We start from the raw sequence: 14,894 nt of genomic DNA on the forward strand, positions 1-14,894 counted from the left end.
TATAATAAAAATGTTCGCTTGTAAATACGAATTTAAATTATATTAGGTTATTTATGCTAATATCGCATATATTAGGTTAAATATACGAATATATTGGTGTTTTTTTACTAATAAGTCAAAAATATAGTCGAATAGACGAAGACTACAACTTCTCCAATCAAACGATTAGAAAATTTAGTCACTTTAGTATGTTCAAATATTGGATGATCAATTAAGTTCATTAAATCATCTTTATTGGCTTTATAATTTGATATATAAATATTCTTTTTAAACCCTTTTGTTACAATCATTAAATAATCAGTAGACCCCGTTAAATCTTTTTGAATCGAATATAATAATTTTTTAACGTCACGAATAGGTACTTCGCACTTCTTTTCTTTACGTTCAATCCATAGACTTTGATCTATAATTTTAAAAGTATAGTGTCTTGAATGCGCCAAATTGACTAAATAATTTATAAAGGCAAGCATTAATAAATAACCTACAAATAACATCTCAATTAATGTAATCGACATTTGTTGGTTAACGATTGAACTAATCATCATAACACTTAAAATAAGCATAACGATTATCGGTATGGATGTAGTGATTAATATACTTTTATATTCTTTATAATTCTCATTGACGACTTCGATCATAAATATGCTCTTTTCTGTGTTCAAGAAGTTTTTAGAACTAATAAACTCACACTTTCGACTAGCGATGTATAAGGAAACATATCAATTGGAACAACTTCAACTAGATGATAACTATTTAATAAGTCTTTAAAATCTTTAGCTAGTGTTGAAGGATTACAAGAACCATATATGATTCGCTTAGGTTTAAATTCTAAAATTAAATCAATACTTTCTTTACCTAAGCCTACTCTTGGAGGATCAAAAAACATGACATCAATCTTCTTTTCCTTTAAGCCACTTAAAGCTCTTTTAAAATCACTTTGCAAGACTGTAACATTGGTTATATGATTTTGTTTTAAACTTAGTTTAGCACTTTCACATGCAGCTGAATCTAACTCGATTGCATAAACGTGTTTTGCATCTTTATGAATATAATGGCTTATTGGAGCAATCCCTGCATATGCATCGATTGCTATTTCATGAGGTTTTAAACTCGCAAGTCTTTTCATTTCTAAATAGAACTTATGTGCCTGAGGGGTATTGAGTTGAAAAAAAGCTTCAGGTTTTAATAAATAAGTTTGATTATTTAATGTTTCAGTAATCGTTTCTTTACCATAGAGTAATTTAACATCGTCTGTAAAATAACCAGGTTTCTTAATATCTGGATTTAAAACTTCAAATACTGATACAATGTTTTTCTCTTTTTCAACAAGTCTTTCAACTAAACTTGGTAATCGATTTGATTTATTCATCATAATAAAAGATACTTGAGCTTCTTTGTGATTCTCAGAGACTCTAACAACTAATGATCTAACATAACCTCTTCTTGTCTTTGCGTTTAACGCATCAACGCCAAGTTCATCCATTAATTGTATAATCGTTTTTAAGATTTGATTAATTAACTGATTTTGAACCGGACAATCCTCAATAATCACAAAATGACTAGAATTTCTAGCATACATACCTAACTTATTATTCATCTTAAACTTTTGAACGGGTAAAGATGCTTTATTGCGGTAGTATCTTGGTTGATCTGCACCCATCGTTTTTTTAATGAGATCTTCATCAATCTTTCTACCGGCGTATCTTTCAAAAGATTTGATTAAGATATCTCTTTTTTGCACCAAAGTTTCTTCATAATCAAGGTGTTGCGTTTGACAGCCACCACATGATTCATAAACTGGACAAAAAGGTTCTCTTCTCATCGAACTTGGTTTTAGGATATTCTTAATCTTACCAACTGCTCTATTTTCATAGACTTCAGTAATCACAACCTCAATATCTTCATCAGGAAGCGCATAGTCAACAAAAATAGCGAGTTTATTAAGATATCCAATACCCTCTCCATTAATGCCCATTCTTTTAATGTTTAATACAATTTGATCATCTACTTTGATCTCTTGATTCATGATTATCACCTAATATGATTATATCACATGAAACCCTTTCATTTTTTGATAAAAAAGGCCAAGTTTAACTTGGCGTTTATACGTAAGATGTAATGATTGACATTTTGCCAATCAATTGAATATGATTAACATTAGCTGTTACAATAAAATGATCACCTTTTTGAACTGGATTACCATTAACCTGTCCATAACCATCAATAATGCTCATCAGTCTAAAACGATCATTTTCACGATTAAAGTTTGAATTGATATCCCACTTTTCGACTGTAAAAAAATCATTATGAACAAATCTTGTGATCGAAGTATCCCCTAAATCAAAATATTTAATGCGAGGTTTAACATCTAAATGAGGGATTGTACTAACTTCGATACTTTCTTTAAGATGTAGTTCTCTTTGATTCCCTTGTTCGTCTTTTCTATCATAGTCATAAAGTCGATAAGTCGTATCAGATGATTGTTGGGTTTCTAATATTAATAAACCCTTTCCTAAAGCATGAATCGTTCCAGACGGAACATAGATAAAATCACCTTTTTTAACATGCTTTTTAATGAGTAGGTCATCCCACTGATTTTTTTTAATCATTTCCATAAACTCAGTTTTACTGTTAGCTCGGTGACCATAGATGATATAAGCATCTTGTTTTGCATCTAAGACATACCAACATTCAGTTTTACCCAAATCATCAGCAAACCTTTTTGCATATTGGTCATTAGGATGCACCTGAACACTTAAATCGTCATTAGCATCAAGTATTTTGGTCATTAAAGGAAATTTTTTTGAGTTATGGTAGTTGAATAGCTTTCTTTCTTTTGCATAAACATCACTTAATGTTCTATCCTTAAACTTTCCATTGATAATTCTACAATCCCCATTCGGATGTGCGGAAATCGCCCAGCATTCCCCAGTTTTTGGGTCTGGTATCGTATAACCAAATTCGGTTTGTAGTGCGTTACCGCCCCAAATACGTTGCTTAAAAATGGGTTCTAAAAATAATATGTCGTTCATTATACTCACCTACTTAAAAATATTATACCATGTAAAAAAAAAGATAAGTTGACTTATCTTCATTTAAGATATTCATCTAATGTTTTTGTGATTAAGGCATAACCTTGTTCATTTATATGAAGTCCTTCAACCGTATATTTTTTATTTAATTGTCCATGTTCATCTATTAGTAAATCAAATAGCTGTACATATTCTACATCTTTTATTTGACTTAATAAATCATTTAACTTTCGAATGATTTCATTTTTTCTTGGTAAAACTGTCATAGGGCTTAATGTTTCATTGACTGGATATACGGATTGTAAAATAATTTTAGTCTTTGGAAGTTTTATTTTTATTTTTTTAACGATGAGTTCAATATTCATATAAACTTCTTCTACGGTTGTTTTAAGAAGTGCGAAGTCATTGGTACCAATGAGAATAACAACGATTTTCGGTTCTAAATCAAAAATGCTTAAGTGTAAGCGTGATAAAAGACCCTTTGTTGTATCTCCTCCAATGCCTCTATTATATACGTTTAAACCATGAAAGTATTCATAAACATTATAGTCTTGGGTAATCGAATCACCAACAAAAACAATACCACCTTTTTCAATAAAGGTGTTTTGTATATTAAAAGCGTTTATTTTATGATCAAAACCGCTTGTTAAAAGGATTTTTAAAAAGTCATCCATACCCTTTTTTATGCCTTTTTTATACATGAAATAACCGGCCATGAAGACAAAGATAATACCAAGTCCTAAATAGATGAATTCCATACTCTACCTCACGTGAGCTTTAATCAACTTACATCCTTGTTGATCCAGGCATTTGACCCTAAATGTTTCAATCGTTGAAGGAACAACGAAGGTCTCAGCATAATGAATTTCATAATCATCAAAACTTCCATCTATAGAAGTAATTAAAGCTTTCTGTCCATCAACTAAGTTTGCCATATTCACTGACCCAAAAGTTTTTATATCCACTGCATCATCAAATGTATATCTTCTTGTTTCTAAAAATTCAGTTTCATGTAGTCCAGTTATTTCTTCATAATCACTAATCTTTTCAATTCGATTAATCAATTGATTTTCTACCCATTCTGTATTCCTATCATATTGAAGTGCTTTAAAACCATGTTCTAAATGAACAGGTCTTGGTCTACCATCTAAACCTTGTCTGCCCCAATCCCATAATTTAAAAGTAAAGATATAAACACAAGCACTAATTTCTAATACCATTGTATTTTTTCCACTACAATGGATGGTTCCAGCAGGAATTAAGAAATGGTCATGTTTTTTGGCTGGAAACACGTTAACGTATTTGTCTGCATCAAACATTTTTTCTCCAGACTCAGCAGATATTAAATCCTTTTCAAACGCGTCTTGACTCACAGAATCTTTGAATCCTAAATAAACTGTTCCATCATCTTTAGTATCCAAAATATAATAAGATTCATCTTGTGTATAAGTCATTCCAAATTGGTCTTGAATATATTCAGTTAATGGATGGACTTGAAGCGATAAATTCCCACCTTCCATAGTGTCAAGCAAATCAAAACGTATCGGGAATTTCTTACCAAAACGACCATAAACACGTGCCCCCATCAGTTCCTTTGGTCTAAATTGAACTAAATCTTGAGCAGGAATTTCAATAAATGTATCGTCAAAACCAAGTCGAATACTATTTTCTTCAGGTACACCATCAAAAGACCATGCGTAATTTTGTTCTTTAGGATCTAAATTACACACTTCTTTCATCCATTGTCCGCCCCAGATACCAGGATCAAAATATGGAACCATTCTAAAAGGACGATTCGTTAATTGATTTAAACTATTTTCATAAGCGATATAATCGATCATTTTCGGGTGATCTATATCATTGTAATCAATTAAGTAATTCATGCTTTGAATGTTATTTTCTTTAATTCGATCAGCAACTCTCCATTCGACAAAATATCCTCTTTTATATTTTCTAAGAATATCTTCATCTGAATTTTTTGACTGAAAGTTTGTTAAACCTTTACGATATCTTAGTTGGATTTCCCAACGTGTGATACTAACAAATATGAGTACGTCAGCTTTAATCAGGCTGGCACCAAATCCATATACAACTGTGAGCCCCTTTTTGTTGAATAGATCATTTCTTAATTTCAGAATCTGATCCATTTCATAGAAATCTTCAATTTGATGATGAGCATATAAACCAAAAACACGATCTTGAGTTAGATTTTTTTCTAACATCTTATCAATCGTTTTTTCTGACTTTGCGTATGTTTCTATATTGACTAATTTTGTAACATTAAGTTTACTTATGATATCTTGATTGAGTCGTTCTAAATCAACACCTGGATATGTCTCAAAAACAATAACGCCTTCTTGAACTCGACTTAACTCTTTCAAAATAGATGGCGTATCTTTAAATACACTTCCATTAGATTCTTTCATTTGAATGACAGGATATTTGTCATAAAAAGACTTAAAATGAATGTATCCCATAGTTTCAATTCCCTTCTTCATCCTCAATACTTCTAAATTGCATTAAATAAGGTTCAAATAATTTGTTTAAGTGAAAACTAACTAAAATACCATAAAAACCAATACCGATTAAAATCATCATCTCATGAACAAAAACAATTAGTAAAACAACAAAAGCTAAACTACCGATTAATTTAAAATTCGTCCACAAATTCATATTTGACAACAATAAAACATTTTTAAGTAATTGCCGATTGGTTTCTGTCTTGAATCTTGAAATCACTGGAAAAACAAATATCGTAAACATTAAGAGCTGATATCCCCCAACAATGCCAATAATTAACAAAACCATTTGATCTGTATTGATTGCATAATTAAACATCATATATAAAGGAATACCAACTGCTAGAATGGATAACCAAACCAATGTGCTTATTACAAAATTTTCTTTAAAACTTTGAATAAATTGATGAAGCACATTGGTTGGTTCATTCTTTTTTAAAATTTGAAATGTGACAGAAAACATTGCTGTTGTTGCTGCCCCTAGTGTAATGAGTATGCCTAAAAAACTTACTAACATCCATAGTAAATTAACAAAAACGATATCAGTTGTTTTTCTAAAAAGTTCTTTAAGCATGACAAACCAAATTTCTAATTATTTTTTAAGTTTTAAAACTAAGAATACACCACCAGCAATAACTGCTACTGCACCTACAATAATCCCTACAAGTAAACCCACGTTAGTTGCTTGACCAACAACAGTAAATGAGTCGTTTTCAACGAAAATCACTTTACCTGTGCCATCACCATCAACTGCATTTGGATCGTAATGTCTTAATTCTTCATATTCGCCATCACCGATAGTTACCGTGTAATTAGCTAATGCAGAAATATCAGCTTTTGTTACAAAACCAGCAAGATCTGCTTCATCATAAATGTCATTCCAAATGCCATCAATTGCCCAATCTAGTGATGCTTCAACGATTGCTCTTGATTCTTTGAAAGTAAGCGTTCTAGTTAAACCACCAGTTACTTCTAATGTTGGTTTTTCATCAGCATCAAAATCTGACCAAGATAAATTAGGTGATAAGTTAACAAGTTGTTCGTATTTATCTAAAAAGTCATCAAAGCTTGAAAAATCAAAGCTCATCTTGAAATAACGATGATAACCAGCAACTTCTGGATCATGAACAGTCATAAAGCTTGGTGCATTCGCTTCTAGCCATGCTTGAATAGCAATCACGCCACCATCAACATGCTTATCATTTAAGACAGCACCTTTACCTTCAGTTCCATCTGGATCATCAGGATTTGTTATTGGTGTTGTGGATAATAAATCATCCATGACATCAATAATAATCACTCTAGTTCCTGAACCGTCTGCATTAAAATGTGTTTCTACACCAACTTCTGCTGGCCAACAAGCAGATAATACTAATGCTAGGACAGCCAATACTAAAATCGAAAATACTTTTCTCATTTCTATTTCTCCCTTTTTCTTTTTTTATGTTTCGTCGCCTAAATAAACAACATATTTGTTTAAGCGTAGTGCCAATACCGTAATAATGAGTACGATGACAAGTAAAATCCATGCCATAGCGCTTGCCATACCCATTGCGCGATCAACCATCATTTTGTCAAATAAATAATATGCGTAGTAATAAGTCGATCTTGAAGGTCCTCCTGAGGTCATAATATATGCAATCGTAAAGACTTGGAATCCACCAATTAATCCCATAATGAAGTTAAAGAATATTGAAGGTGTCATCAGTGGTAATGTAATATAAAATGTTTTTTTAATCCAATTTGCTCCATCGACTTCTGCTGATTCATATAATGATGTAGGGATATCTTGCATTTGTGCAAGATAGATCACCATGGATCCACCAGCTGTCCATAACCCCATGATAATGAGTGTCATCTTGGATGTAGAAGCTGCTTGATGCCACCTTAGTGGCTCCATATTTAGCAATCTATAAATAGGTGCTAATACTTCATTAATCAAACCAAAACTTGGTTGAAACAGCCATAACCACAATAAACTCATCGCGACAATACTAACAACATTAGGTAAGTAGAACAATGTTCTAAAAGCACTCATACCTCTAATTTTGTTATTAAGAAGTAATGCAAGAGCAACACCGACAACAATACCTAATGGTATAGCTATAACGACATGATAGAACGTATTATATAAAGATTGCCAAAACAAATTATCATTTGTAAATAAAATCCGATAATTTTCAAATCCAATAAATCTTGGAAGTGAAATCATATTATATGTTGTAAAACTAATATAAAATGAAGCAAGAATTGGAAATGCACCAAAAATAATCAGCCCGAACAACCAAGGTGATACGAATAAATATCCCATTCTATTTTCTTTTTTCTTAAGTTGCTTAATCGTGACTGTCTTCATTTTCTACCTCAACATTTAATTAATTGGTTGCTTCGTAATTTGCCTTCTTTTGCAAGTAATTATTTCTTGCTTGTGTTAATGCTTGTTGTGCTGTTAATGTACCATCAAGTGCTTGTGTGTAATAAGGTTGCCAGTCGTTACCGTGCCATGATGGTGCATATGGAATATAAACTTTATCAGTTGCAAAGTCTACTTGCTCTAACAATGCTTGCATAATAGGTTTATCTGCTACATAGGCTTCCATTGCACTAATATGACTCATAATCCAACCATTAACTTCTGCCATTCTCATTTGAACTTCTTCTGACATCATATATTTAAGGAATTCAAATGCACCAGCTTTTTTAGCTTCCTCATTCTTACCATTGTCATAGAGTTCTATGGAAAAACCACTACCCCAATTGACATGAATTCCATCTTCATCTGGGATTGGTATTGGTGCAACTCCATAATTGAAATCAGCACCAGCATTAATGATTTGTTGATATAAACCATCAACTTCAACAATCATTGCAACGCGTTCGCTTGCAAATGGATTAAGTCCTAATAACTGATTACCTTCACCAAATGCTGTCAGTTGATTTCTAGTGAATTCATTATTAAAATTGATAATCCATTCTAAGACATCGACATGACCTTGAGTATTTAATGTAGGATTTTGATTTTCATCAAAGAAATCAAGACCAGTTTGCCATAACCATCCATGATATGTAGCATTACCATATGTTGGATCGAAACCAATTCTTGTAATTTGATTTTGGGTATTCACTTCGTCAAACATCTTAGCAATCGTTTTTAATTCACTCCATGTTGTTGGTACATCTTCAGCGGTTAATCCTTTTTCTGCAAACATATCTAAGTTATAATATAACGCTCTTGTTGTTGCAGTAAACGGTAATGCATAAAGTTGTCCATTATATGTTGCAAAATCTTTTTGAGACTGTCTAAATTCATTTAAGTCGATATTGTTATCTGACTCATCATTTGCAATAAGTTCGCTGATGTTATATAAAACACCACTTGATGCTCTTGCTTCAACATCATCAATCGTTGATAAGCCTAAGCTAGGTGCGGTTCTTGAAGATACAGCAATATTGATTTTGTCCCAATAATCCCAAAACGAGAATCCAGTCCCTCTAACAAAGTACTCTTCTTGACTATTATTAAAGTCAGTAATGATACTTCTCATGCCTGAATATGATTCGCTACCTACTGGAGACATATGCCAAAACTCAATGACAGTTCGATCTCCAACATCTTCACCTTGACATGATGCTATAAAGACTAAACTAAATGCAATAACCATCCATAGTAATATTTTTTTCATTTTTAACCCTCCTATCCTTTTATTCCGGTAAATGTTATACCTTCAATAAATGATTTTTGTGTAAAGAAGAACAAAACTAATGTCGGTAACATAATGAGGAGTGCTGCAGCCATCATCAGATCGAAACGCCCTCCATACTGCATTTGAAATGCTCTTAAACCTAAAGCTAATGTCCAATGATCTGGATTGCTTAAGAAAATCAATGGACCAAAATAATCATTCCATGTTCCCATAAATGTAAATAGTGCTACGGTAATTAATGCAGGTTTACAAAGAGGTAACATTATTTTTAAGAAGATCTGAATATGCGTTGCACCATCTATAATTGCACTTTCAGATAATTCTTTTGGAATACCTTTGAAAAACTGTCTTAATAAGAAAATATAAAATGCTGCACCACCACCAAAGAAAGCGGGTACAATTAATGGTAATCTCGTTCCTAACCATCCAATTTGTGCGTACATAATATAAGTTGGAATCAAGATAACTTGAATTGGGATCATCATGGTAGCAAGCATGACTAAAAACCACTTATCTCTACCTTTCCAATTAAGCTTCGCAAATGCATATGCTGCAGTTGTTGCAGAAAATAGTGTCCCTACTAAAACTAAAACAACAATTATTAAACTATTTTTTAAGTACATTAAGAAAGGTAATGCAGTGACTGCAGTTACGAAATTACCCCATTGAGGCGTTTGTGGGAAAAAGACTGATGTCCCTTGTAAAAGTTCTTGAGGTGTTTTTAGTGCGGTAAAAAGCATCCATAAAAATGGGAATATAAACCCAAAACTAGCTGCAGTTAAAACAATATACAATATTCCATTTTTAACGAATTTTCTTCTTCTTTTTGTCCACCAAGGCTTTTTAATCGTTTCAGTCATATAATCCCTCAATATTTCTTATTTTGTCGTATCTTTTAATCTAATAAATCTTGGTCTATAAACTAAGTTATTTGACATATTATGATCAAAATTATAAGTATTTGTATTATAAGAAACTAATACATCTGTACTCATCGATAAATGAGGATGAGCTTTTGCATTATAAGTGTAAGTTGTGCTCTTATATATTTCTTGTTCAGGAGTTACATAAATCTTTTGTGGCTTAGAGAATGGTCCCCAAGGACTTTCACCAATTGCATAGGATACGTATTTCGTATTGACATCATAGGTAAAGACTGCTAAATACTTATCTTTATATAAACCATCAAGAATAGGTGAGACGCTCATTTCACATGAAATATGTGATAAGAGTCCTACACTCTTAAAGATATCAGGTTGAAAATCGTTTCCATCGAAAAATGTCCAATCATCGAAATACTCAAAGTTTTCTTCTAAAACTCGGGCAAGAACCATTTCACGTAAACCCATCGTTGTTTTATAACCATAAATATAAATGAAACCATCAGGGTTCTTAGAACCTGCTTTTCTGGTGCTAGCCATAATAGCAGCTCCGAACAACCATTGACTTTCTTCGTTTTCAACAAGTAATGGTGCCATCTTTTGTGTTGCTTTTTCATAATTAATGTCTTTATTTTCAATAGGTGTTTTAAATAAAGCAACACCTTTGACACAAAACTGAAGACCTTCAGGTTGATTGAGGTCGCTATTGATGACCATGGGTATGAAATATAGATGATCACCGATAATAACGCCATCTTGTAGCCATATCCATGAATGTTCAGGATTTATTAATAGGGTTGATGAAGCATCAACTTTAAGATCTCTATATTGTTGATCCAAATTATAAAACTTAACTTGATTCAGTGCGAATAGTCCTTCAGTAAAGGTGTCATCATTATGATTGCCTACACCTGGCTTCGTTGGAACGATGAGTTTAATAAAGCGATGACTTTCGTGAATCTCAATGGTTTCATGGTTACCTAAGTACTCACTTTGACTTAAATTAATCTTTTTGATAAATGTGTAGGTCTCACCATTGAGTGATCCATGAATCTCTACTTCTTTTAAACCACGTTTTGCTAAATACTTTTCTTCATTGCTAAAATAATTGTAAAAATCTATATGTGTGATGTTTCTAATCTTATATAAATCAAAAACGATTTCTAAATCCTTTGGATAATATCCACTAACATAACCAGGATTTTCATCTTTACGATCGTAACGAATGATATTTTGAATAACAGTACCAGCATTATCGTATTGAGGATCCATACTATAAAACCCTGCTACAGAACCGTCGTCTTTAAAATTTACCTTGAATTCTATTTTTTGGTCTTGATAGTAACCTAAACTATTGTTAGGCATAAGATGTGGTTGAAATCTTTGATTGGTTTTAAGATCTGATGTTCCAACAAATGTATCACCAAAAACAAACAATGTTTTCATATCTTGTTTTTGGTCAAACTGATCATTTCCATCCGTTAGGTTAAACGAATAAATACCATCGCCACCTGACCATCCTTGGAATCTTAGAAACTTATTTGTCATTTCATCATCTTTTGAGGCAATGTATCCTTGTCCACAATAGATGTTTAAGTCCACCATTTCTTTTGAGTCGATCATCAGACGGTTTGCATATTTTGAATCCATGTTCAACTCATCATCAATAAAATATTCAACTTTATTGAATTTTGCTTGATCAAAATCTGCGATTGGATAAATACCATCCAATAAGATTTCATTTAAACCATCTTCTATTTGAACACTTTTAATTAAATCTAAATATTTCATCTTAATCTCCTTTATTCATTAACTTCTATGATTCTAATAAATCTTGGATAATAAATATTTGCGTCACTTAATGCACCTGTAATCAGTGTATTCACATTATAAGAAATCAAATAATTTCCTGGTTCGCTTAGGACTGGATGCATTTTAGCATTATAAGTAAATCCACCTCTAAGTGTCTGAGATTCAGTTGTTTGATAGATTTGAACATAGTCTCCGAATTGTCCATATGGTGTATCAGATAATGCATAACTAATTCTTCCACTTGTTGAATTTTCCATAACAACTAACATATATTTTCCAGCAAATTTTCCTGATTCAATATAAGTTACACTGAGTTCTGGTGAAACGCCATCTTTAAGTGTTTTTGCATTTTCAATTAAGCTTGTCCAGTTTTCACCATCAAAATATGTCCATTGATTAAAGTTTTCAATATCTTCAGGTAAGAATCTACCAACAACTAATTTTCTACCATCAAGATCCTTATAGCCATAAATATAGATATATCCATCTACATGAGTATTGTTCATCAAACCAGCACCGAAGTACATCACACCACTATCACTTGTTTTCACCATCAATGGTGCATTTAAATAGGTTGCGTTTTGATGATCGAATTTTTCATCAACAATAGGCATCTTAATCATTGAAACATTGTGAACTTTGAAGATTTCGCCATCATCTTTGATCAAAATTGGGAATACATAAAATGTATCGTTTAAGACAATGCCATCTTGAAGCCATAGTCTTGCGCTGTTTTCATTAGGTTCAATTGATGTTTCATATGATCCCTCAATTTCACCGAATAAAAAGTTGTCTTGTTCATCAAAGATCATGATTTTTCCTAAGCCAGTATAAGATTGACTATAACTTTCTAAGACTGTTAATTTTAAATATCTAGCATCAACTTGATTAAATGATATTTCAATCGTATAAGGTTCTTGAGCTGACCCTAAGGCCTTTTCGATATCAAAAGTGTCGATAGTTGTCCAAGTTGTTTTGTCTAAGCTTGAACTTAACTCAAACTTTTTAACACCATAGTTAGGATTTGCATTATAATTCCAAATGTTGAGTGAACCTAATTGATGAGTACTCATAAGATCAATAGTCAGTTCAGTTTCAATTTCGTCACTTAGCCACATTGCACCTTCTTTTTGGTTTGTTAATAGTGCATTTTTAGATCGAGTGATTGATAAACCTTCGTTATCCAATAAATTTCTTGGTCTGGATCCAATATAAGGTGTTGGCTCAAAAATCGATTTTGGTGTGATATCAGCCATATTGTAATCAAATGTGAATGCTTGATCAAAAGGTAGATGTTGATTCATGTAGCCTAAAGAGTTATTAATGATAATACCACTTTGACGTAGATGATTATGTGGATAGACTTTCCCAACAAATGTGTCACTAAAGATGAAACCAACTTGATCTTTTTCTGCACCAATACGTGTATCACCATTGGTCAAGTTAAATGAAAATATACCATCTGCACCAGTCCAGCCTTCATATCTTAAAAACGTTTTAGACCATGCATCATCTTCTTGAACAATAATACCTGGTGATAATTTGAAATGGATATCTTGAATACCTTTAACCTGATCATCGGCTGCAAACGTAATTCTAACACTTTTTGCCATAGTACCTCCAAAATTGATTGTATTTGTGACTTCTGATAATTCATAATTTGTTTGGTATCTCGAATAGTTATATAGGTTTAATGATGTATCGATTGAGATAGTTGGTATTGTTTCAGCTCGATCACCAACATATGATGTAAAAATCATCATATCTATTGGATAAACAGCATCAAAAATCAAAATCAATTGATGAGTTTTGATTAAAGAAGTTTCAAAAAATATAGGATTAATATCAATTGGTTTCCAATAATTGATGAAGTTGTCCAAATTGCCTTTTGTTGTTGAATGTGGAATATTAATATGAGTTACTGGTATTTTTTCTTGTGCGGTTTGAGTAAAAACTGTACCATCATCCTCAATAATAATTTCTTCTTCTTGTTCAGGTCTAGTACAAGATGATAAAACAAGAAACAACACTAGGATAAACATAAACACTATCTTTTTCATGCGATCACCAACTCTGCAAGCGTTTTCTATTTTTAATATATCATAGAAACCTTCAATTTACAATACATTTATAATACATTTATAATATTTTTACTACATTACAATAAAAAAAACCGTAAGTTTTTACTTCTTACGGTAATAAAGTCTAGTTCGATACTCATAATGTGCAGCATTATAAAATGTTTCTGTATACTCAATTAAACGATTTGATTCATCGTAACTGTATCTTTTTCTTTTGAGTTGTGGCGAATCATCTTGAATTTGAAGAATATTTCGTATCGTTTTAGGAGCTAAAACAGCACTTACATATTCTTCAAAAACATTGAAAAATATATTTTGTGAGGAAAGATACTTATATAATGATCCCATTAAAAAGGATTCAGTGTTCGGCAATTTTACAACAGGCAGTAAATATGTATCAGAATATAAAATTGGGATCACCGTTCCTCTAACACGGCGAAGGTTATATAGCATATCACCTTCATTAATGTTAAAAATACTGGCAAGTAACTTATCTGCTTCAATTTCCTTCAACTCTGATTCCATCGTTTTGCTAGGCAATCCCATTTCATTCATTTCATTTGTAAAACTACGAATCATTGTAAAATTTGACAATGAAGATTTATTTTTATAAACGGTTGTTCCAAAACCTGCACGCCTAGTTAAATATTGCTCTTGGACTAACTTTGAGATTGCTGTTCGAATGGTTACTCGACTAACACCATAGTGTTGAGCGAGTTCTTTTTCACTTGGAATTAAATCTCCTTCGTTCCATTCTCCAGTTTCAATCTTTTGTCTAAGGCTATTTCTTACTTGAAGATAAAACGGCATTTTATCAGCTAAGTCAATCGACATATCAATCACCTACACTTTGTATTTTACTTAA

Annotated in this window: 13 protein-coding genes; all 13 read right to left on the minus strand. The window is 32.0% G+C overall.

Translation table 11 applies throughout. From position 1 onward, the window contains the following. Positions 1–107: 107 nt before the first annotated feature. The gene (locus tag QJ521_RS06005; RefSeq protein ID WP_282839538.1) at positions 108–638 is read right to left on the minus strand and encodes a hypothetical protein; all 531 of its coding nucleotides are present in this window, start codon (positions 636–638) and stop codon (positions 108–110) included. A 20-nt stretch (positions 639–658) separates the two neighbouring features. Next, positions 659–2,026, minus strand: coding sequence for a 23S rRNA (uracil(1939)-C(5))-methyltransferase RlmD (gene rlmD / locus QJ521_RS06010; protein WP_282839539.1), 1,368 nt, complete (start codon positions 2,024–2,026; stop codon positions 659–661). 76 nt (positions 2,027–2,102) lie between these two features. Beyond that, the gene (gene manA / locus QJ521_RS06015; protein ID WP_282839540.1) at positions 2,103–3,032 is read right to left on the minus strand and encodes a mannose-6-phosphate isomerase, class I; all 930 of its coding nucleotides are present in this window, start codon (positions 3,030–3,032) and stop codon (positions 2,103–2,105) included. 59 nt (positions 3,033–3,091) lie between these two features. Then, positions 3,092–3,790 carry a GDSL-type esterase/lipase family protein gene (locus QJ521_RS06020; protein ID WP_282839541.1) on the minus strand — a complete coding sequence of 233 codons (699 nt, stop codon included), beginning with the start codon at positions 3,788–3,790 and terminating at the stop codon, positions 3,092–3,094. 3 nt (positions 3,791–3,793) lie between these two features. Continuing rightward, positions 3,794–5,530 (minus strand): class I mannose-6-phosphate isomerase, encoded by a 1,737-nt coding sequence (locus QJ521_RS06025; protein ID WP_282839542.1) that lies wholly within the window; start codon positions 5,528–5,530, stop codon positions 3,794–3,796. Further along, complete coding sequence (locus tag QJ521_RS06030; protein ID WP_282839543.1) at positions 5,514–6,125, minus strand: YesL family protein; 612 nt, start codon at positions 6,123–6,125, stop codon at positions 5,514–5,516. The genes QJ521_RS06025 and QJ521_RS06030 overlap by 17 nt, the downstream gene beginning before the upstream one ends. Before the next feature lie 18 nt (positions 6,126–6,143). Further along, positions 6,144–6,968: a hypothetical protein gene (locus QJ521_RS06035; RefSeq protein WP_282839544.1), complete on the minus strand. Its 825-nt coding sequence runs from the start codon at positions 6,966–6,968 to the stop codon at positions 6,144–6,146. Positions 6,969–6,992: 24 nt separating this feature from the next. Beyond that, complete coding sequence (locus tag QJ521_RS06040; RefSeq protein ID WP_282839545.1) at positions 6,993–7,907, minus strand: carbohydrate ABC transporter permease; 915 nt, start codon at positions 7,905–7,907, stop codon at positions 6,993–6,995. Between the two features lie 19 nt (positions 7,908–7,926). Further along, on the minus strand, positions 7,927–9,234 hold the full coding sequence (locus QJ521_RS06045) for an extracellular solute-binding protein (RefSeq protein ID WP_282839546.1): 1,308 nt from the start codon (positions 9,232–9,234) through the stop codon (positions 7,927–7,929). Positions 9,235–9,245: 11 nt separating this feature from the next. Then, on the minus strand, positions 9,246–10,115 hold the full coding sequence (locus QJ521_RS06050; RefSeq protein ID WP_282839547.1) for a carbohydrate ABC transporter permease: 870 nt from the start codon (positions 10,113–10,115) through the stop codon (positions 9,246–9,248). A gap of 18 nt (positions 10,116–10,133) precedes the next feature. Next, the gene (locus tag QJ521_RS06055; RefSeq protein WP_282839548.1) at positions 10,134–11,927 is read right to left on the minus strand and encodes a DUF5005 domain-containing protein; all 1,794 of its coding nucleotides are present in this window, start codon (positions 11,925–11,927) and stop codon (positions 10,134–10,136) included. An 11-nt stretch (positions 11,928–11,938) separates the two neighbouring features. Further along, entirely contained in the window at positions 11,939–14,008 is a 2,070-nt protein-coding gene (locus tag QJ521_RS06060; RefSeq protein ID WP_282839549.1) for a DUF5005 domain-containing protein, read from the minus strand. 123 nt (positions 14,009–14,131) lie between these two features. Then, entirely contained in the window at positions 14,132–14,863 is a 732-nt protein-coding gene (locus QJ521_RS06065; protein WP_282839550.1) for a GntR family transcriptional regulator, read from the minus strand. Positions 14,864–14,894 lie beyond the last annotated feature (31 nt).

It is taken from the genome of Peloplasma aerotolerans, assembly GCF_030012175.1.
GTDB classification, from domain to species: domain Bacteria; phylum Bacillota_I; class Bacilli_A; order Acholeplasmatales; family Acholeplasmataceae; genus Peloplasma; species Peloplasma aerotolerans.